The sequence below is a fragment of the Oryzibacter oryziterrae genome, assembly GCF_021864535.1.
Lineage (GTDB): Bacteria > Pseudomonadota > Alphaproteobacteria > Rhizobiales > Pleomorphomonadaceae > Pleomorphomonas > Pleomorphomonas oryziterrae.
In genome coordinates this window covers 152,507-170,095 of record NZ_JAKJIC010000008.1, presented here as the reverse complement: position 1 = coordinate 170,095, position 17,589 = coordinate 152,507, and the positions used below count along the sequence as shown (strand labels likewise).

The 17,589-nt window shown below is 62.8% G+C and carries 21 protein-coding genes; 10 read left to right on the top strand and 11 right to left on the bottom strand.

The window, feature by feature from the left end:
• Positions 1 to 132: 132 nt before the first annotated feature.
• The 7 genes from L2I41_RS10880 to purC form a co-directional block, all read right to left on the bottom strand.
• Positions 133 to 363 (bottom strand): BolA family protein, encoded by a 231-nt coding sequence (locus L2I41_RS10880; protein ID WP_237153575.1) that lies wholly within the window; start codon positions 361 to 363, stop codon positions 133 to 135.
• 100 nt (positions 364 to 463) lie between these two features.
• Entirely contained in the window at positions 464 to 2,668 is a 2,205-nt protein-coding gene (gene purL, locus L2I41_RS10875) for a phosphoribosylformylglycinamidine synthase subunit PurL (protein WP_237153574.1), read from the bottom strand.
• Between the two features lie 234 nt (positions 2,669 to 2,902).
• Entirely contained in the window at positions 2,903 to 3,472 is a 570-nt protein-coding gene (locus L2I41_RS10870) for a BLUF domain-containing protein (RefSeq protein WP_237153573.1), read from the bottom strand.
• 205 nt (positions 3,473 to 3,677) lie between these two features.
• Positions 3,678 to 4,349, bottom strand: coding sequence for a phosphoribosylformylglycinamidine synthase subunit PurQ (purQ, locus tag L2I41_RS10865; protein WP_237153572.1), 672 nt, complete (start codon positions 4,347 to 4,349; stop codon positions 3,678 to 3,680).
• A gap of 24 nt (positions 4,350 to 4,373) precedes the next feature.
• Positions 4,374 to 4,493, bottom strand: coding sequence for a phosphoribosylformylglycinamidine synthase-associated small membrane protein (locus L2I41_RS10860; RefSeq protein ID WP_237153571.1), 120 nt, complete (start codon positions 4,491 to 4,493; stop codon positions 4,374 to 4,376).
• A gap of 3 nt (positions 4,494 to 4,496) precedes the next feature.
• A complete protein-coding gene (gene purS, locus L2I41_RS10855; RefSeq protein ID WP_237153570.1) occupies positions 4,497 to 4,739 on the bottom strand; it encodes a phosphoribosylformylglycinamidine synthase subunit PurS in 243 nt (80 codons plus the stop codon).
• Between the two features lie 85 nt (positions 4,740 to 4,824).
• Positions 4,825 to 5,622 carry a phosphoribosylaminoimidazolesuccinocarboxamide synthase gene (gene purC, locus L2I41_RS10850; RefSeq protein WP_237153569.1) on the bottom strand — a complete coding sequence of 266 codons (798 nt, stop codon included), beginning with the start codon at positions 5,620 to 5,622 and terminating at the stop codon, positions 4,825 to 4,827.
• Between the two features lie 350 nt (positions 5,623 to 5,972).
• Here purC and L2I41_RS10845 point away from each other — a divergent pair, with 350 nt between their 5' ends.
• Both L2I41_RS10845 and L2I41_RS10840 read left to right on the top strand, forming a co-directional pair.
• Positions 5,973 to 6,296 carry a DUF1476 domain-containing protein gene (locus tag L2I41_RS10845; protein ID WP_237153568.1) on the top strand — a complete coding sequence of 108 codons (324 nt, stop codon included), beginning with the start codon at positions 5,973 to 5,975 and terminating at the stop codon, positions 6,294 to 6,296.
• 143 nt (positions 6,297 to 6,439) lie between these two features.
• Complete coding sequence (locus L2I41_RS10840) at positions 6,440 to 7,198, top strand: HpcH/HpaI aldolase family protein (protein WP_237153567.1); 759 nt, start codon at positions 6,440 to 6,442, stop codon at positions 7,196 to 7,198.
• A 16-nt stretch (positions 7,199 to 7,214) separates the two neighbouring features.
• Here the strand turns inward: L2I41_RS10840 and L2I41_RS10835 are convergent, their stop codons facing one another.
• A complete protein-coding gene (locus tag L2I41_RS10835; protein WP_237153566.1) occupies positions 7,215 to 8,108 on the bottom strand; it encodes a LysR substrate-binding domain-containing protein in 894 nt (297 codons plus the stop codon).
• Between the two features lie 93 nt (positions 8,109 to 8,201).
• Here L2I41_RS10835 and L2I41_RS10830 point away from each other — a divergent pair, with 93 nt between their 5' ends.
• On the top strand, positions 8,202 to 8,417 hold the full coding sequence (locus L2I41_RS10830; RefSeq protein ID WP_237153565.1) for a hypothetical protein: 216 nt from the start codon (positions 8,202 to 8,204) through the stop codon (positions 8,415 to 8,417).
• A 6-nt stretch (positions 8,418 to 8,423) separates the two neighbouring features.
• On the opposite strand, the gene L2I41_RS10825 is transcribed toward L2I41_RS10830, so the two are convergent.
• Positions 8,424 to 8,975 (bottom strand): RBBP9/YdeN family alpha/beta hydrolase, encoded by a 552-nt coding sequence (locus tag L2I41_RS10825; RefSeq protein WP_237153564.1) that lies wholly within the window; start codon positions 8,973 to 8,975, stop codon positions 8,424 to 8,426.
• Between the two features lie 96 nt (positions 8,976 to 9,071).
• Here L2I41_RS10825 and L2I41_RS10820 point away from each other — a divergent pair, with 96 nt between their 5' ends.
• Entirely contained in the window at positions 9,072 to 9,338 is a 267-nt protein-coding gene (locus tag L2I41_RS10820) for an excalibur calcium-binding domain-containing protein (protein ID WP_237153563.1), read from the top strand.
• A gap of 21 nt (positions 9,339 to 9,359) precedes the next feature.
• Here the strand turns inward: L2I41_RS10820 and purB are convergent, their stop codons facing one another.
• Both purB and L2I41_RS10810 read right to left on the bottom strand, forming a co-directional pair.
• A complete protein-coding gene (purB, locus tag L2I41_RS10815) occupies positions 9,360 to 10,688 on the bottom strand; it encodes an adenylosuccinate lyase (RefSeq protein ID WP_237153562.1) in 1,329 nt (442 codons plus the stop codon).
• Between the two features lie 80 nt (positions 10,689 to 10,768).
• On the bottom strand, positions 10,769 to 11,326 hold the full coding sequence (locus L2I41_RS10810; protein WP_237153561.1) for a flavin reductase: 558 nt from the start codon (positions 11,324 to 11,326) through the stop codon (positions 10,769 to 10,771).
• Between the two features lie 517 nt (positions 11,327 to 11,843).
• On the opposite strand from L2I41_RS10810, the gene L2I41_RS10805 reads away from it, so the two are divergent.
• The 6 genes from L2I41_RS10805 (at position 11,844) to L2I41_RS10780 (ending at position 17,436) form a co-directional block, all read left to right on the top strand.
• Positions 11,844 to 12,761 carry a branched-chain amino acid ABC transporter permease gene (locus L2I41_RS10805; protein ID WP_237153560.1) on the top strand — a complete coding sequence of 306 codons (918 nt, stop codon included), beginning with the start codon at positions 11,844 to 11,846 and terminating at the stop codon, positions 12,759 to 12,761.
• A gap of 5 nt (positions 12,762 to 12,766) precedes the next feature.
• Positions 12,767 to 14,155, top strand: a complete 1,389-nt coding sequence (gene livM / locus L2I41_RS10800) for a high-affinity branched-chain amino acid ABC transporter permease LivM (RefSeq protein ID WP_237153559.1) — start codon at positions 12,767 to 12,769, stop codon at positions 14,153 to 14,155.
• 1 nt (position 14,156) lies between these two features.
• Positions 14,157 to 15,047, top strand: coding sequence for an ABC transporter ATP-binding protein (locus L2I41_RS10795; protein WP_237153558.1), 891 nt, complete (start codon positions 14,157 to 14,159; stop codon positions 15,045 to 15,047).
• Positions 15,044 to 15,781 carry an ABC transporter ATP-binding protein gene (locus tag L2I41_RS10790; protein ID WP_237153557.1) on the top strand — a complete coding sequence of 246 codons (738 nt, stop codon included), beginning with the start codon at positions 15,044 to 15,046 and terminating at the stop codon, positions 15,779 to 15,781. Before L2I41_RS10795 ends, L2I41_RS10790 begins: the two co-directional genes overlap by 4 nt.
• Before the next feature lie 13 nt (positions 15,782 to 15,794).
• Positions 15,795 to 16,142 carry a DUF6867 family protein gene (locus L2I41_RS10785; RefSeq protein WP_237153556.1) on the top strand — a complete coding sequence of 116 codons (348 nt, stop codon included), beginning with the start codon at positions 15,795 to 15,797 and terminating at the stop codon, positions 16,140 to 16,142.
• 175 nt (positions 16,143 to 16,317) lie between these two features.
• Positions 16,318 to 17,436 (top strand): branched-chain amino acid ABC transporter substrate-binding protein, encoded by a 1,119-nt coding sequence (locus tag L2I41_RS10780; RefSeq protein WP_237153555.1) that lies wholly within the window; start codon positions 16,318 to 16,320, stop codon positions 17,434 to 17,436.
• The last annotated feature ends 153 nt before the right edge of the window (positions 17,437 to 17,589 follow it).

Sequence of the window (17,589 nt, the reverse complement as noted above, 5' to 3'; positions counted from 1 at the left end):
GTGAAGACCCGCATCTGTTGCCGAACAGCACGCCAGTGATCAGTTTACAGGCAAGTCCTGCAAAGTGGAATCACGATTTCCGGATAACAGATCGGCGCTGGCCAGCGACCTTTGGCCAGCCGATGGCTCGGCTCAGGGAGCGCTGGTCTGCAGGGCGAGGGCGTGCAGGACGCCGCCCATGCGGCCCTTGAGGGCATCATAGACGAGCTGGTGCTGCTTGACGCGGCTCAAACCGCGGAAGGACTCCGACACGACGATAGCCGAATAATGGTCCCCGTCGCCTGCGAGATCGCGGATCTCCACCTTGGCGTCGGGAAGTGCTTCCCGGATCATCGCCTCGATCTCGTGTGCCTGCATCGCCATAGCCGCATCCCCTCTCACCCCGTTCTGCCCGGTCCCACACCGGGCCGGGCAACGCGAACGGGTTTACTCCATGCAATCCTCGCGCCGGGCGATCCGGCGGTCAAGCCATCTCACCGCCCATATACTCGGGCAGCCAGGAGTCGAAGGCCTTGCGAACCGTCTCGATTTCGACCTTGCCGGCGGTACCGAAGTCCAGCGCCGTGCCGCCAACGGTGCCAAGGCGCACCAGCGGGACGCCGGCGGCAGCGGCATCGGCGACCACACGCGCCGCATTGGCGGGCGAGACGGCGATGACATAACGCGCCTGGTCCTCGGCAAAGGCGGCCATGTGGGCCGACTGGCCGAGCGGCACGCTGGCGCCCTTCTTGCCGGCCATGGCCATTTCGGCGAGGCTGACGGCGAGGCCGCCGTCCGACAGATCGTGGCAGGAGGTCAGCAGGCGCTTGTCGATGGCGGCGCGGACGAAGTCGCCATGCTTGCGCTCCTTGGCCAGATCCACCGGCGGCGGCGTGCCTTCCTCGCGGCCGAAGAGTTCGCGCAAGTAGATGGACTGGCCGAGGTGGGTGCCGTGGCCGCCGACGAGGAAGAGCTCGTCGCCGTCATTCTTGAAGGCGATGGTGACCATCTTGGTCACATCCTTCAACAGGCCCACGCCGACGATGGTGGGGGTCGGCAGGATGCCGCGGCCGTTGGTCTCGTTGTAGAGCGAGACGTTGCCCGAGACGATCGGGAACTCGAGGCTGCGGCAGGCTTCGCCGAGGCCCTGCAGGGCGCGGACGAACTGGCCCATGGCCTCGGGCTTTTCGGGGTTGGCGAAGTTCAGGTTGTCGGTGACCGCGATGGGCGTGGCGCCGACGGCGGTGATGTTGCGCCAGCTCTCGGCGACGGCCTGCTTGCCACCTTCATAGGGGTCGGCCTCGCAGTAACGCGGCGTCACGTCGGAGCTCATGGCGAGCGCCTTGTTGGTGCCCTCGACGCGAACGACGCCGGCATCGCCGCCGGGGACGGTGGCCGAGTTGCCCTGCACGAGGCAGTCATACTGCTCGTAGACCCAGGCGCGTGAGCACATGTCGGGCGTGCCGATGATCTTGACCAGCGCGTCGGCAACGTTGCTGACGGCGGGGATGGAGGTGAAGGAGATCGGCTCGGCCTTGAAGGGCTCGACCCAGGGGCGGTCATATTCGGGCGCCTGGTCGCCGAGTTCCTTGATCGGCAGGTTGGCAACTTCCTCGCCGTGATGGATGACGCGGAAGCGCAGGTCGTCGGTGGTCTCGCCGCAGATGGCGAAATCGAGTTCCCACTTCACGAAGATGGATTCGGCGAGCTTCTCCTTGGAGGGCTCGAGCACCATGAGCATGCGCTCCTGGCTCTCCGACAGCATCATCTCGTAGGCGGTCATGTTCTCTTCGCGCACCGGCACCTTGTCGAGGTCGAGGCGCAGGCCGAGATTGCCCTTGGCGCCCATTTCGACGGCCGAGCAGGTGAGGCCGGCGGCGCCCATGTCCTGGATGGCGATGACGGCGCCGGTCTTCATCAGCTCAAGGCAGGCTTCGAGCAGGCGCTTCTCGGTGAAGGGGTCGCCGACCTGAACGGTGGGACGCTTTTCCTCGATCTGGTCGTCGAACTCGGCCGAGGCCATGGTGGCGCCGCCGACGCCGTCGCGGCCGGTCTTGGCGCCGAGATAGACGACGGGCAGGCCGACGCCCTTGGCTTCCGAGAGGAATATGCCGTCAGCCTTGGCCAGACCGAGGGCAAAGGCGTTGACGAGGCAGTTGCCATTGTAGCGGGCGTGGAAGCGCACTTCGCCGCCGACCGTGGGCACGCCGAAGGAGTTGCCGTAGCCGCCGACGCCGGCGACGACGCCAGCCACCAGATGGCGGGTCTTGGGATGGCTGGGCTCGCCGAAGGACAGCGAGTTCATGGCGGCGATGGGCTTGGCACCCATGGTGAAGACGTCGCGCAGGATGCCGCCGACGCCGGTGGTGGCACCCTGGTAAGGCTCGATATAGGAGGGGTGATTGTGGCTCTCCATCTTGAAGACGGCGACGTCGCCGTCCTCGATGTCGATGACGCCGGCGTTTTCACCGGGGCCGATCACCACCTTGGGGCCCTTGGTGGGCAGCGTCTTCAGCCACTTCTTGGAGGACTTGTAGGAGCAATGCTCGTTCCACATGGCCGAGAAGATGCCGAGCTCGGTGAAGGTCGGCTCGCGCCCGATCAGATCGAGGATCCGCTCGTATTCGTCGGGCTTCAGCCCGTGGCTGGCGATCAGTTCGGGCGTGATGGCGATGTCATTGCGAAGCACGGCTATCCCCTTGTTGGGCGAGCCAGCCTGCCCTGGACTTGGGCGGGCTGGCGCATCAGGTCGGACCAGCCACGAGCTGTCGGCGAGAGCATGCCGCCCAGCAGCCGACAAACCGGTCCGCAGTTGGTGCAGGGGATAGCTTGGTTGCGGGAGAATCGCAAGGAAGCGAAGCGCATAATTCCCGGATATCAGGGGCGAAGCGGGCAGAAAGTGGCGCCGGCAGTCGGGCTTGCGTCAGGCTGTGCCGGGGATCTTGGTGTTGATCACCTTGATGGTCTGCGGTGCGTCCGTCGGGCGCTGCGGCTGCGGAGGACGCTGCGGCATCACCGCCTGCGGCTGCGGAGCGCTCGCGCGGGTCTCGCCGATGCCGGCGCGCTGCACGTAGAGCGTTTCGAGGGCGCAGAAGTCGCGGATGAAATTGAACAGCGCTTCGGCGGACATGATGGTGGGATTGATATCGACCGTCGGGCAATAGCGCATGTAGAGACGCTCGGCGTCGATGGTCCGCCCGGCATAGCCGACCGCCCAGCCCTCGAACTCGCGCCGGTAGATTTCTGAGACCGACAGCACCGTCAGTTCTTCATGCCTGTTGTCTTCGTAGAGAATTTTCAGTTGCTTGGAGACTTGGTCACGCGATCCTTCGATGACCTGCATGAAGAATTTCTCGTTGAAGACCAGACCTCCGGTGAGCCCGGAGACGGGGCTGTACTCGCTGCAGGCCTGCAGCATGCCGCGGATCATACCGGCAGACTCGCCGATCTTGATGTTGGTGCGGCTAAAGAAGACCAGACGTGAGAGGCTCATGGTCGTTATCCAATATGCAGCATCGACAAGGTGCCGCATACCAGATCCGGTTTCAATGACAATTCACCTGACGCGCAGGTGTTGTTCTACATTTTTGGAATATTTGTGCAATTAATGGTTAAATATGCTTAAGAGTACTGTGTGCTTTTGCCAGTTGGCAAAGATGCCGGAAGGCAAGAAATCCGGCAAACTCTGAAAGTTCGACTCAGGCGGCCAGGGTCTTGGCGACGCTTTCGAAGAGGCCGCGACCATCGAGACCGCCGTGCAGGGCCTCGATGAGGTTCTCCGGGTGCGGCATCATGCCGAGCACATTGCCGGCGTCGTTGAGGATGCCGGCGATGTCGTTGACCGAGCCGTTGGGGTTCGTTCCTTCAGCATAGCGGAAGGCGACGCGGCCGTCACCTTCGAGGCGGGCGAGCGTCTCGGCGTCGGCGAAATAGTTGCCGTCGTGATGGGCGACCGGGCAGCGGACCACCTGACCCTTGGAATAGGCACGGGTGAAGTCGGTGTCGGCGTTGGCAACTTCCAGCTTCACTTCCTTGCAGACGAAGCGCAGGTGGGCGTTGCGCATCAGCGCGCCGGGCAGAAGGCCGGCCTCGGTGAGGATCTGGAAGCCGTTGCAGACGCCAAGGACGCGGACGCCTGCGGCAGCCTTCTTGGCCACGTCGAGCATGGCCGGCGAGCGCGCGGCGATGGCGCCGCAGCGCAGATAGTCGCCGTAGGAGAAGCCGCCGGGCAGGACGATCAGGTCGACGTCGGGCAGGGTGCTGTCCTGATGCCAGACGACGGTGGGCGTGTGGCCCGTGACGGAGGCCAGTGCCTTCACCATATCGTGGTCGCGGTTGGAACCGGGAAAGAGCACGACGGCTGAACGCATGAGAGGTCTCCGCTGCAGGTCAGTTCAATAAAGGGTCAGATAGACGGCGACGGCCGCACAGACGAGGGGTATGCCGAGGAAGACGGCCGCCTTGATCACCATGAAGCGGATGATCCGGGCGGTGTCGTCTTCAGGCGCCGCCATGGGTCAACCCAGGATGTCGATATGGTAGTTCTCGATGACGGTGTTGGCGAGCAGCTTCTCGCACATGTCCGTCACGGTGGCACGGGCGGCATCGGCGCTGGTCTCCGCGAGGATCAGGTCGATGATCTTGCCCTGGCGGGCGCCCTCGACGCCAGCGAAACCGAGGCCCTTGAGGGCGCCTTCGATCGCCTTACCCTGAGGATCGAGCACGCCTGCCTTCAGCGTGACGGTGACACGGACTTTCATGGGCTTTCATCCTGCCAAAAAGGAACGCCGGGGAGATAACCCGGCGTTCAACGATTCACAAGGTTTTTTGTGCCGAAGCCCGCGGTTACTTCACCAGTTTCGGGCCGGCAGTACGGGTCGCGTCGGACTCGTTGAGGATCCCGAGGCGGCGGGCCACTTCGGTATAGCTCTCGACGAGGCCGCCCATGTCGCGGCGGAAGCGGTCCTTGTCCAGACGGTCGCCGGTGGCGATGTCCCACAGGCGGCAGCTGTCCGGGCTGATCTCGTCGGCGACGACGATGCGCATCATGTCGCCTTCCCACATGCGGCCGCATTCCATCTTGAAATCGACAAGACGGATGCCGACGCCGAGGAACAGGCCGGCGAGGAAGTCGTTGACACGGATGGCGAGCGCCATGATGTCATCGATTTCCTGGGGAGCCGCCCAGCCAAAGGCCGTGATGTGCTCTTCCGACACCATGGGGTCGTTGAGCTCGTCGCTCTTGTAATAGAACTCGATGATCGAGCGGGGCAGCTGCGTGCCTTCCTCGATGCCGAGGCGCGTGGCGATGGAGCCCGCGGCGACATTGCGCACCACCACTTCAAGCGGGATGATCTCGACTTCGCGGATCAGCTGTTCGCGCATGTTGAGGCGGCGGATGAAATGGGTCGGAATGCCCATCGTGTTGAGATGGGTGAAGATATATTCCGAGATACGGTTGTTCAGGACACCCTTGCCGTCGATGATCTCATGCTTCTTGGCATTGAACGCCGTGGCGTCGTCCTTGAAATGCTGGATCAGAGTGCCGGGTTCCGGCCCTTCGTACAGGATCTTGGCCTTACCTTCGTAGATACGCCGGCGACGGTTCATTGGGATATACCGTGGTCTGTTGATGAAATCCATGAGGGCGGGCGGCTCCGGGTCCGGTAACGAAATACAACGGCCAAAGGTGCCCTCGGCAGTTTATCAAGCAAAGAAAGCGGGCCGAACTGACGTCCGCCCGCTCCCTCGCCGGGGCGGACACTACTCGATCGGAGCCAAGATAACAATCCCGCACTGCAGCAATTTCGAGGAGGGGCGCATTCATGCCAATTGTAGCTATCTGGCAATTGAGCGATGATTTGCCAAAATCTGCAGGGAGGGAAATGCAAAAGCGCCAGAGCGTCATTATATTCTTTGCAGGGGCCAGTTTATCACGCCGGCTGCCTGAGGCCGCCGTAGGAACTGGCCGACCGAGGGAAGGGAGGCAACACATGAGCGTGTTCGAGCAACGGGAGCAGGCCTTCGAGAGCAGGTTCTTCCACGAGGAAGAAATTCGCTTCCGCGCGACCGCCCGGCGCAACAAGCTCCTGGGACTTTGGGCGGCTGAGAGAATGGGACTTGCGGGCGACGACGCGTCCGAATACGCGCGCTCGGTGGTGCAGGCCGATCTCATCAAGATGGGCGAAGACGACGTCTTGCTGAAACTGGTCGGTGACATGAGCGCGAAGGGGCTGCCCGTCAGCCCGGACGAGGTTCGCAAGTCCATGGGTGAGTTCATGGGCGTGGCCATCGCACAGGTTCACGCGGAGCTTTGAGTTTCGCTGAAACCGAGATGTCTGCCCGCCCGACAGGCGACCTGAGCATTCCGATGGGGCAGCTCCGGTGGTAAGGGTCTTTTGACGGTTCGGAGTTGATGTGTCCGCGCCGACGTTCGGGACGGAACGAGGAGGGGCGGAGAGTGAAGACGTTGCGCGCGCATCTGGCCGACAGTGGCAAGCTCGATATCGGTTGGCTGTCGCTGCCCGAGCCGCTGATCGGGGAAATCTGCATTCGGGCCGGCTTCGAGGCGATGCTGGTGGATCTTCAGCATGGCCTGATCGACATGTCGGCGGCGCTGCGCATGATCGGGGCGATCAAGGCGGCCGGCGGGTTTGTGCTGTCACGCGTGCCGGTCGGCGAGTTTCAGACGGCCTCGCGCCTGCTCGATTGGGGCGCCGACGGTGTGATCGCGCCGATGATCAACAGCGCCGAGGAAGCCGCGGCCTTTGCATCCTTCATGAAATATCCCTTGCTTGGCCAGCGATCCTGGGGACCGACACGGGCCATGCAGTTGACCGGGCTCGGTCCCGATGCCTATCGCCGCTCGGCCAATGAGGGGACGCTGGTGATGATCGAGACGCGCTCGGCGCTGGACAATCTCGAAGCCATTCTGGCGGTACCTGGCATCGACGGTGTGTTCCTCGGCCCCTTCGATCTGTCGATCGCGCTGTCGCCCAAGGGCGAGCCCGACATCGACCGTGCCGATGTGCTGGAGGCCATTGAGCATGTGGCGCGCGCGACCGCTGCGGCGGGCAAGGTGAGCGGCATCTACGGCACCTCGGCTGCCCATGTGAAGCGCTACCGGGCGATGGGCTACAGCTTTGCGACGCTGTCGAGCGACACGGCCATCCTCTCGTCCGGCGTGGCATCGCTGCTGGCGGCGGTGGCGAGCGACTGACGGGCGCGCCGCCGGTTCAATGTGCCGGGCCGGCGAACTTGGCGGAAATCCAGTCGACGAAGCGGCGTGCGGGAGACCGCAGGGCCGTGAAGCGTCGCACGACCAGCCAATAGCTGCCGCAAACGAAGGTGGTGTCGGCCACGCGGCATAACCGGCCCTCCGACAGGGCTTCGACGACGAAGCTGCGGTCGAGGAGGGCGACGCCCTGACCGCGCAGAGCCGCCTGCATCACCAGGCCACCGTCGGTGAAGACGGGGCCGCGCAGGGTGTCGGGCAACGTGACGCCGGCTTCGGCGAACCAGCGCGTCCAGAGCTGACGGCTTTCCTCAAACAGCAGAGGCTGGCCAAGCAAGGCCGTGGGCGGTTGGCCGGCGAGCTCCGCGGCGATCTCAGGGGCTGCCACTGCCAGAAGCTCCGACTCGCAAAGCTGTTGGCACTCCGTCCGCGGCCAGCCTCCCGGCTCGCTGGTGAAGCGGATGGCGATCTCCGCTTCATGGGCGCGGAACTGTGCCAGACGGTGATCGGCCTCCAGAGTGACGTCGATCTCCGGATGGGCGGCCTGAAAGTCGCTCAGATGCGGCAGCAGCCAGCAGGCGGCGAAGGATGGCTCACAGCTCAGGATGATGCGGGCCGGCTCCGGGCGGCAGCGCAAGGACTCCAAGGTGCCGTCGATGGCGTCAAAGGCCGTGGTCAGCGTGGCGAGCAAGGTCTGGCCGCTGTCGGTGAGGCTGACGGCGCGCGGGCGGCGCTCGAACAGCGCATGGCCGACGCGGTCTTCCAGCTCGCGAATCTGGCGGCTGATGGCGGCTTGGGAGACGTGAAGTTCCTCAGCGGCCAGCGTGAAGCTGCCGAGCCGTCCTGCAGCTTCGAAACTGCGCAAGGCGGTGAGGGGCAGGCGGCCGCGCTTCATGGGATACATAACCTCAAGTCATACGTTGCTGACGATAAGCTCGTTTGTGCAAGCGCCGCAAGTGCTGTTTCTTCCCGGCAAAAGGAGGCCCACATGTGGCATAGATTTCATGACGTTCTGCTGGACATGTTCCGGCTGATATCGGTGCAATGGCACCCGACGGCTCCCCAGAACCATATCCGCGAGGAGTGGCAAGAGCGCCCGGAGCCGGAGGTCGAGCTGCCGGAACCGGAGGCCAAGCGCGAGCCCAGGCGCGAAGGCGCGGCGCGCGCCATGCCGGTGGCATGCCAGCCGGCGGGCTGCGGCTGACGGGACTTACACCCGCTTCAGCAGTGTGGCGAAGCGGGTGAGGCCTTCCGGCCAGGGACCATGGCCGGACTCCGAGTTGAGATGGCCGCTGTCGCCGGCGTCGATGAAGTCCGATCCCCAGGCGGCCGCAAAATCGCCGGCGCGATCGAAGGCGCAATAGGGATCGGTGCGGCTGGCGACCAGCATGGACGGAAAGGGCAGGGGATCGGTGGACAGGCCGGCAAAGCCGGTGACCTCGCCGGGCATGTCGTCCCGATCGACATCGGGCAGGCCGACCAGGAAGGCGCCGCGCACGGACCGACCGATATAGGGCGCGGCATGAATGACGGCCGCGACGCCCAGCGAATGGGCCACCAGAATCACCGGGCGCGTTGCGGCGTTGACCGCCAGGCCGATGGCAGACACCCAGGCATCCTTATCGGGCCTGTCCCAGTCGCGCTGCTCGACGCGCCGCGCCGTCGGCAACTTGGCTTCCCAGCGGCTTTGCCAGTGGTTCGGGCCGGAGTTCTGCCAGCCGGGGATGATGAGGATGTCGCATTCGGAGGTTTTGAGCGGCATGATGGCGACGATTATTCCCAAATCTGCAATTTTTGATTGCATACAGTTCGTTGCGTGATTCGAACCGGTTCTCCATCCTATGAGCGGAGGATGGAAATGGTCGAACGGTCCGCAGCACTCCTGGTGTTCTTGATCAGCACGGTCGGCGCGACGGCTGGCGGCAGCTGCAGGTCACCCGATGCCATCGGCTGCGTCGCCAATCACAGCTTGCCGCTCCATCGCATCGACTTCATCTGCGACGGCCGCCATCTTTGCAAGCAGATGCACAGCTGTGAAGAGGCTTATTACTTCCTCGAACAGTGCGGTGTGACCTCGCTGGACCGCGACCATGACGGCGTGCCCTGCGAGGCCATTTGCGGATAGTCGCTATCTGGCGAGGGGCGCTCAGGCCGCGCCGAATACCCGGCGGAAAATGGTGTCGACGTGCTTGGTGTGGTAGCCGAGGTCGAACCTGTCGCGGATTTCCTGTTCGGACAGGGCCGCGCGCACGTCCGCGTCCTTCAGGAGTTCGTCGAGGAAGTCGACGTTGGAGGCGCCGGCCTGCTGGTAGCTGTCCCAGACCTTCATGGCGTTGCGCTGGACGAGGCGATAGCTGTCCTCGCGCGAGACTCCCTTCTGGGTGAGGGCGAGCAGGATGCGCTGGGAATGCACGAGGCCGCCGAGGCGGTCCATGTTGGCGACCATGCGCTCGGGGTAGACCAGCAGCTTGTCGACCACGTTGGTGAGGCGGGCCAGCGCGAAGTCCAGCGTGACGGTGGCGTCCGGGCCGATGTAGCGCTCGACGGAAGAGTGCGAGATGTCGCGCTCATGCCAGAGGGCGACATTCTCGAGCGCCGGCGTGACGGCCGAGCGGACGATGCGGGCAAGGCCGGTGAGGTTTTCGGTGAGCACCGGGTTGCGCTTGTGCGGCATTGCCGAAGAGCCCTTCTGGCCGGGCGAGAAATATTCCTCGGCTTCCAGCACTTCGGTGCGCTGCAGGTGGCGGATCTCGATGGCGAGACGCTCGATCGAGGAGGCGATGACGCCCAGCGTCGCAAAATACATGGCGTGGCGATCGCGCGGGATCACCTGGGTCGACACCGGCTCCGGCGAGAGGCCGAGTGCCTTTGCCACGTGTTCCTCGACGCGCGGGTCGATGTTGGCGAAGGTGCCGACGGCGCCGGAGATGGCGCAGGTGGCGATTTCCTCGCGGGCATGGACGAGGCGGGTGCGGCAGCGGTCGAACTCGGCATAGGCTTCTGCCATCTTCAGGCCGAAGGTGACGGGCTCGGCGTGAATGCCGTGGCTGCGGCCGATGCAGACGGTGTCCTTATACTCGAAGGCGCGGCGCTTGATGGCGGCGAGCAGGGCGTCCATGTCCTTCAGTAGCAGGTCGGTGGCACGCACCAGCTGGACGTTGAAGCAGGTGTCCAGCACGTCCGACGAGGTCATGCCCTGATGGACGAAGCGGCTGTCGGGGCCGACGAACTCGGCGAGGTGGGTGAGGAAGGCGATGACGTCGTGCTTGGTGACGCGCTCGATCTCGTCGATGCGCTCGACGTCAAAGGTGGCGGCACCGCCCTTTTCCCAGATGGTCTTCGCCGCTTCCCTGGGGACGACGCCCAGATCGGCAAGGGCGTCGGTGGCATGGGCCTCGATCTCGAACCAGATGCGGAATTTGGTCTCCTGGCTCCAGATGGAGGTCATCTCGGGGCGGGAATAGCGCGGGATCATGGCGGGCCTTTCGCGGCGAGCGGTGGATTTGCGGCGGGGTTTAGCAGGTTGGCGCCTTCGTCTCAACCGCGCCGGCCCGCTCAGATCTCCGAATAATGGCGATCGTGATAGACGAGGATCTCGCGCGCGCCATTGGGATCGACCGGCTTGACGCGGGTGCCGACAACGGCGCCGTAGAAGATGGTGTGGGTGCCGATCTCGTGGAACTGCAGCAGCTGGCAGTCGAGCGACATCACGGAGTTGGCAAGGACAGGCGCGCCGGTCGTCAGCGTGGTCCAGTTACCATGGGCGAATCTCTCGCTGAAATGCAGGCCCGTGCGCCCGGCGAAGATGTTGGCGAGCTCCACTTCGTTCTTCGGCAGCAGGTTGACCGCAAAGCAGGCGTTGTCCTTGAGGAGCTGGTTCTGCGGGCTCTTGCGATTGAGGCAGACGAGAATGGTTGGCGGGTCATCGGAGACGGAGGCGACGGCGGTGGCGGTGAAGCCGGAGCTGCCGGCAGAGCCTGCCGTGGTGACGATGTGGACACCGGAGGGCAGGCGGGCGATGCAGTTGCGAAAGTCCTGGCCGGTGACGTCGGCCTTGTCGCTGGGAGTGTCGGCTGCCTGCGGTGGCAGCGGCAGTCGTGTGGTGTCATTCATGGCTGGTCGTCCGGTTTGGTTTTTTGAGCTCGCACGTAGCGGCGGGGGATTCGGTCGCCCGTCGGGCGAATTATAGGTATTTCCACTAAGTTGGAGCTGATTTCCGACCCAAGTGTTGGTTCTTCATTGGATGCGCCCTGCGCGTGCGGTCCGTCAAGCTAATCGAAATTCATTGAAAAACCGCCTCAAATTTCGCTGAGAGCGAAAAGCATGAGGTGGCCTTTTTCGCCTTCGGCAAATATCCTGCATACATTATGAAATTCACGCATGGGGGAATGGGCAGGTCCAGAAGCCTTGTTTAGCGAATGTCACCTATTAACAGGCTCATTTTAGGTGATTGTCCCGTTAAAATTCGCATTGTGGAGATATATTCTGCAATTTTCATTTTTTGTCGGGAAAACTGCGGAGTTCGGTTGTCTTGACCAATCGAGCCTGCTAATGGAATCCATCAAGCCTACAAATGAAGCAGCGCTTAGAAATGCTGCCGTTATAGGCTGCTGCAGGGGGTCATCAACATATGGAAGTATTCATCCAGCAGGTGATCAATGGCATCACCATCGGCTCGCTTTATGGGCTGATTGCCATTGGTTATACCATGGTGTTTGGCATTATCGGCATGGTGAATTTCGCCCATGGCGATGTGTTCATGGTATCGGCGTTTTTCGCCCTCATCTTCTTTCTGGCGCTTACGGCCTGGCTTGGCATCGCGTCCATCACGATCACTCTTCTGATCGTCATGGTGATCTCGATGGTGCTGACAGGACTTCTGAGCTGGGCGATCGAGCGCATTGCCTACTCGCCGCTGCGTGGATCCTTCCGTCTGGCGCCGCTGATTTCGGCTATCGGCATGTCCATCGTGCTGTCGAACTTCGTGCAGGTCGCCCAGGGGCCGCGCAACAAGCCCATTCCGCCGATGGTGCGTGAGACCTTCACCCTTTGGGAGAACAACGGCTATGCCGTCACCATCTCGCTGAAGCAGGTGATCATCATGGCCGTGACGGCGGTGCTGCTGGTTGCCTTCTGGTACATGGTGCAGAAGACCGCGCTCGGTCGCGCCCAGCGCGCCTGCGAGCAGGATCGCAAGATGGCCGGTCTTCTCGGCATCAACGTCGACCGTACGATCTCGCTGACCTTCGTGATCGGTGCGGCGCTGGCGGCGGTCGCCGGTACGCTCTACCTGATGTATTATGGCGTCGTGCATTTCGCCGACGGCTTCACCCCGGGCGTCAAGGCCTTCACCGCGGCCGTGCTCGGCGGTATCGGCTCGCTGCCGGGTGCCGTGCTTGGCGGGCTGCTCATCGGCCTCATTGAAACGCTCTGGGGACAGTATGTGTCGGCCGACTATCAGAATGTCGCCGCGTTCTCGATCCTCGTCATCGTGCTGATCTTCATGCCGCAGGGCCTGCTCGGCCGGCCGGAAGTCGAGAAGGTTTGACAAGCATGACCAGCAATACAACGAAAAAGGCCGGTCCCGATCTGGGCAAGGCCTTCAAGGATGCCATTTTGGCTGGCATAATCGCCTTTGCTCTGCTCGGGCCGCTGATCGGTCTGAAGACCGATCAGAACATGGACAACCAGCTGGTGCTGGTGAACAACATGCCGGTGGCGTTGATCTTCGTCGCCCTGGTGATGGTCGGTCGCTTCCTGCTCGCCGCCTTCATCTATCCGGCGATCGCCGCGAAGGGCGCCAAGTCCAAGGCGGCGGTGTCGCTCGCCGAGCTTGAAGCCAAGGCCAAGCGCACCAAGCGACTGTCCCTGGGCGGTCTGGTGTTCCTGTTCGTCTATCCCATGCTGATCCTGGCGCTGTTCGGCGTGCAGGGCTCCATCAAGTGGGTGGACAACTTTGGTGTCCAGATCCTCATCTACGTGATGCTGGGCTGGGGCCTCAACATCGTGATCGGTCTCGCGGGTCTTCTGGACCTCGGTTACGTGGCCTTCTACGCTGTGGGCGCCTATTCCTACGCGCTGCTGGCGATCAACTTCCACCTGTCCTTCTGGGTGCTGCTGCCGCTTGCCGGTATCCTTGCCTCCTTCTGGGGCATGATCCTCGGCTTCCCGGTGCTGCGTCTGCGCGGTGACTATCTGGCCATCGTGACGCTGGCTTTTGGTGAGATCATCCGCCTGGTGCTGATCAACTGGAAGGACTTCTCGGGCGGCTCGGCCGGTATCTCGTCGATCCCGAAGGTCTCGCTGTTCGGCCTCTACTCCTTCGACATGGGGGCCACGAACAACTTCGCCAAGGCTTTCCACCTGGCGGCGTCGTCGGCCTATTACAAGGTGTTCCTCTACTACCTGATCCTGCTGCTGGCGCTGCTGACGGCCTTCGTGACCACGCGTCTGCGCAAGCTGCCGATCGGTCGTGCCTGGGAAGCGCTGCGCGAGGACGAAGTGGCCTGCCGCTCGCTCGGCATCAACACCACCAACACCAAGCTGACGGCCTTCGCCATCGGCGCCATGTTCGGTGGCTTCGCCGGCTCGTTCTTCGCGGCACGTCAGGGCTTCGTTTCGCCCGAGTCCTTCGTGTTCATGGAATCGGCCGTGATCGTGGCGATCGTGGTGCTCGGCGGCATGGGTTCGATGATCGGCGTGGCACTGGCTGCCGTGGCGATGATCGGCGGCACCGAGTTGCTGCGTGAACTCTCCTTCCTGAAGGCAGTGTTCGGCGACGACTTCAACCCCGACCAGTTCCGCATGCTGCTGTTCGGCCTTGCCATGGTGGTGATCATGGTCTGGAAGCCCCGCGGCTTCATCTCCGCACGCCAACCAACGGCCTTCCTCTTTGAGAAGAAGACCATTTCCGGCGATCTGGTGAAGGAAGGCCACGGCTGACATGAGCACGATTTCGAAACCCTGGGACAAGGACCCTGTCCTGACGGTCGAACACCTGACCATGCGCTTTGGCGGTCTGGTTGCGGTCAACGATCTGAGCTTTTCCGCCGGGCGCGGTGACATCACCGCCCTGATCGGCCCCAATGGTGCCGGCAAGACGACGGTGTTCAACTGCATCACCGGCTTCTACAAGCCGACCACGGGCATGATGACCATGCGCCACAAGGATGGGGCGACCCATCTCCTCGAGCGCATGCCGGACTTCGTGGTATCCAAGAAGGCCAAGGTGGCCCGCACGTTCCAGAACATCCGCCTGTTCTCTGGCATGACGCTTCTGGAAAACCTGCTGGTCGCTCAGCACAATCCGCTGATGATCGCCTCTGGCATGACCTTCCTCGGCGTGCTCGGCATTGGTGGCTACAAGGCCAAGGAACGTCAGGCGATCGAGAAGGCCAAGTATTGGCTGGACAAGATCAAGCTGACGGATCGCGCCGACGATCCGGCCGGTGATCTGCCCTATGGCGCCCAGCGCCGTCTGGAGATCGCTCGCGCCATGTGCACCGGGCCGGCGCTGCTCTGCCTCGACGAACCGGCGGCGGGCCTCAACCCGCGTGAATCGGCCGAGCTCAACGAGCTTCTGCTGGGCATCCGCAGGGACGAGGATACCTCGATCCTGCTGATCGAACACGACATGTCCGTGGTGATGGAAATCTCCGACCACGTGGTCGTGCTGGAATATGGCACCAAGATTTCGGACGGCACCCCTGCCGAGACCAAGAACGATCCGCGCGTCATCGCCGCCTATCTCGGCGTCGACGACGAAGAGGTCGACAAGGTCGAACATGAGCTGGACGAGGTTCAGGCCCATCATACGCAGGGGAGCGGCCAATGAGTGCTGTTGCAAAGGAGCCCTTGCTGGCCGTCAAGGGTGTGAAGACCTATTACGGCAACATCATCGCGCTGAAGGGCGTCGATGTGAATGTGAACGAAGGTGAGATCGTCACGCTGATCGGTGCCAACGGTGCCGGCAAGTCGACGCTGATGATGACCATCTTCGGCCAGCCGCGGGCGCGAGAAGGGCAGATCACGTTCCAGGGGCAGGACATCACCAAGATGCCGCCGCACGAGATCGCCCGGCTGCGCATCGCGCAGTCGCCGGAAGGGCGCCGCATCTTCCCGCGCATGACCGTGCTCGAGAACCTGCAGATGGGCGCCTCGCTCGACAACCTCAAGTATTTCGATGAGGATGCCGAGAAGATGTTCACGCTGTTCCCGCGCCTCAAGGAGCGCCTGCATCAGCGTGGCGGTACGCTGTCGGGCGGCGAGCAGCAGATGCTGGCCATCGCCCGTGCGCTGATGGCCCGCCCCAAGCTGCTGATGCTGGACGAGCCGTCGCTGGGTCTTGCCCCGCTGATCGTCAAGCAGATCTTCGAGGCGATCCGCAATCTGAACAAGACGCAGGGGCTGACGGTCTTCCTGGTGGAGCAGAACGCGTTCCATGCGCTCAAGCTCGCCCATCGCGGCTACGTGATGGTGAACGGCGTCGTGACCATGTCCGGGTCCGGGCGCGAACTTCTCGAAAACCCCGAGGTGCGCGCCGCGTATCTCGAGGGTGGCGCCCACTGACGGAGGAGCGATCATGCAGGGTATTCTCTACGATGAGCAGAGCTTCCTCGTCTTCCTGTTCGTCACGCTTTTGCTGGGCGGGCTCGGGGCCTGGATGACGGGACGCGCCTGCGCCATGACCTGGCGTACGCGTCAGGTGATGGCCATCTATGTCCTGATCCTCACGGCTGGCGTCAGGTTCATCCATTTCTCGATCTTCAACGCCACATTGCTGTCGCTCCACTATTACGTGGTGGATGCCGTGGTGCTTGAAGCGATTGCCTTCCTCGGCTTCCAGTTCAAGCGGACCCGGCAGATGGTCACGCAATACTACTGGCTCTACGAGGCATCCGGTCCCTTCGCCTGGAAGGCCAAGGGCTGAGTTGAACGGCGATTTGGTCGTGATATCAGCGGGATGAAAAATTCCGTAGATCTACGAATTAAGGATGACAAGCCTCAAAAAATAGGGAACATTCCTGAGGCTTTGTCATTCTAAGACCCAGGGGTCCCGGGGTATCGGGGCCAACTTCCAGTGAATGATAACGGGAGAGCATAATATGAAGAAGTTCCTCTTGTCGGGCGTCGCGCTGGCCGCCGGCCTCGTTGTTTCGAGCGCCGCTTACGCTGATATCCTGATCGGCGTCGCTGGCCCGCTGACCGGCCCGAACGCCGCTTTCGGCGCTCAGCTGCAGAAGGGTGCCGAGCAGGCTGCTGCCGACATCAATGCCGCTGGCGGCATCAATGGCGAAAAGGTCGTCCTCGAGTTCGGCGATGACGTGTCCGACCCGAAGCAGGGCGTGTCGGTCGCCAACAAGTTCGTCGGCGACGGCGTCAAGTTCGTGATCGGTCACTTCAACTCGGGCGTTTCGATCCCCGCGTCTGAAGTCTATGCCGAAAACGGCATCATGGAGATCACCCCGTCGGCCACCAACCCGGTCTTCACCGAGCGTGGCCTGTGGAACACCTTCCGTACTTGCGGTCGTGACGACCAGCAGGGCGCTGTTGCCGGCGGCTGGATCGCCAAGAACTTCGCCGACAAGAAGGTTGCCGTCCTTCATGACAAGACCCCCTATGGCCAGGGCCTCGCTGACGAGACCAAGAAGGCCATGAACGCCGCTGGCGTCAAGGAAGTCATGTACGAAGGCGTCAACATCGGCGACAAGGACTTCTCGGCCCTCATCTCCAAGATGAAGGAAGCTGGCGTCTCGGTCGTTTACTGGGGCGGTCTGCACACCGAAGGCGGCCTGATCATCCGTCAGTCGGCTGAAGCCGGCCTCAAGGCCCAGTTCATGTCGGGCGACGGCATCACCTCCGACGAGTTCGCCGCCATCGGTGGCCCGGCCGTCGAAGGCACGCTGATGACCTTCGGTCCGGACCCGCGCCAGAACCCGGCTGCTGCCGACGCTGTCGCCAAGTTCCGCTCCGCTGGTTTCGAGCCGGAAGCCTACACGCTCTACTCTTACGCCGCCATGCAGCTGATTGCTTCGGCCGCCAAGACCGCCGGCTCTCTTGACCCGCAGGCTGTGGCCGACGTGGTGCACAAGGGCGATGCGATCTCCACCGTTATCGGCAACCTCGCCTATAACGAAAAGGGTGACCGCAAGGACGCCGACTACACCATGTACGTCTGGAAGAAGAACGCCGAAGGCAAGATCACCTATGAGATGATCAAGTAATTCGGCCTTTCAGTCGCGTTACAGGAGCACCGTCGTCCCGCAAGGGGCGGCGGTGTTCCGCTTTCTGGACGGTTCCGCTTTGCGCGCCGAAATGCTATTGCCGGACAAGAAGATCGGGAACCGCCGGGTCGATCGGACCCGGGCTGGCGGAAT

Bases quoted from the DNA above. Each gene is read 5' to 3' on its own strand.
- L2I41_RS10795 (WP_237153558.1), top strand. From the start codon at position 14,157: ATGAGCACGATTTCGAAACCCTGGGACAAGGACCCTGTCCTGACGGTC.
- purB (WP_237153562.1), bottom strand. From the start codon at position 10,688: ATGATCCCGCGCTATTCCCGCCCCGAGATGACCTCCATCTGGAGCCAG.
- L2I41_RS10870 (WP_237153573.1), bottom strand. From the start codon at position 3,472: ATGAGCCTCTCACGTCTGGTCTTCTTTAGCCGCACCAACATCAAGATC.
- L2I41_RS10810 (WP_237153561.1), bottom strand. From the start codon at position 11,326: ATGAATGACACCACACGACTGCCGCTGCCACCGCAGGCAGCCGACACT.
- L2I41_RS10845 (WP_237153568.1), top strand. From the start codon at position 5,973: ATGAGCGTGTTCGAGCAACGGGAGCAGGCCTTCGAGAGCAGGTTCTTC.
- L2I41_RS10785 (WP_237153556.1), top strand. From the start codon at position 15,795: ATGCAGGGTATTCTCTACGATGAGCAGAGCTTCCTCGTCTTCCTGTTC.
- purS (WP_237153570.1), bottom strand. From the start codon at position 4,739: ATGAAAGTCCGTGTCACCGTCACGCTGAAGGCAGGCGTGCTCGATCCT.
- L2I41_RS10820 (WP_237153563.1), top strand. From the start codon at position 9,072: ATGGTCGAACGGTCCGCAGCACTCCTGGTGTTCTTGATCAGCACGGTC.
- livM (WP_237153559.1), top strand. From the start codon at position 12,767: ATGACCAGCAATACAACGAAAAAGGCCGGTCCCGATCTGGGCAAGGCC.
- L2I41_RS10805 (WP_237153560.1), top strand. From the start codon at position 11,844: ATGGAAGTATTCATCCAGCAGGTGATCAATGGCATCACCATCGGCTCG.
- purC (WP_237153569.1), bottom strand. From the start codon at position 5,622: ATGGATTTCATCAACAGACCACGGTATATCCCAATGAACCGTCGCCGG.
- purQ (WP_237153572.1), bottom strand. From the start codon at position 4,349: ATGCGTTCAGCCGTCGTGCTCTTTCCCGGTTCCAACCGCGACCACGAT.
- L2I41_RS10830 (WP_237153565.1), top strand. From the start codon at position 8,202: ATGTGGCATAGATTTCATGACGTTCTGCTGGACATGTTCCGGCTGATA.
- L2I41_RS10780 (WP_237153555.1), top strand. From the start codon at position 16,318: ATGAAGAAGTTCCTCTTGTCGGGCGTCGCGCTGGCCGCCGGCCTCGTT.
- L2I41_RS10825 (WP_237153564.1), bottom strand. From the start codon at position 8,975: ATGCCGCTCAAAACCTCCGAATGCGACATCCTCATCATCCCCGGCTGG.
- L2I41_RS10790 (WP_237153557.1), top strand. From the start codon at position 15,044: ATGAGTGCTGTTGCAAAGGAGCCCTTGCTGGCCGTCAAGGGTGTGAAG.
- L2I41_RS10880 (WP_237153575.1), bottom strand. From the start codon at position 363: ATGGCGATGCAGGCACACGAGATCGAGGCGATGATCCGGGAAGCACTT.
- L2I41_RS10860 (WP_237153571.1), bottom strand. From the start codon at position 4,493: ATGGCGGCGCCTGAAGACGACACCGCCCGGATCATCCGCTTCATGGTG.
- L2I41_RS10835 (WP_237153566.1), bottom strand. From the start codon at position 8,108: ATGAAGCGCGGCCGCCTGCCCCTCACCGCCTTGCGCAGTTTCGAAGCT.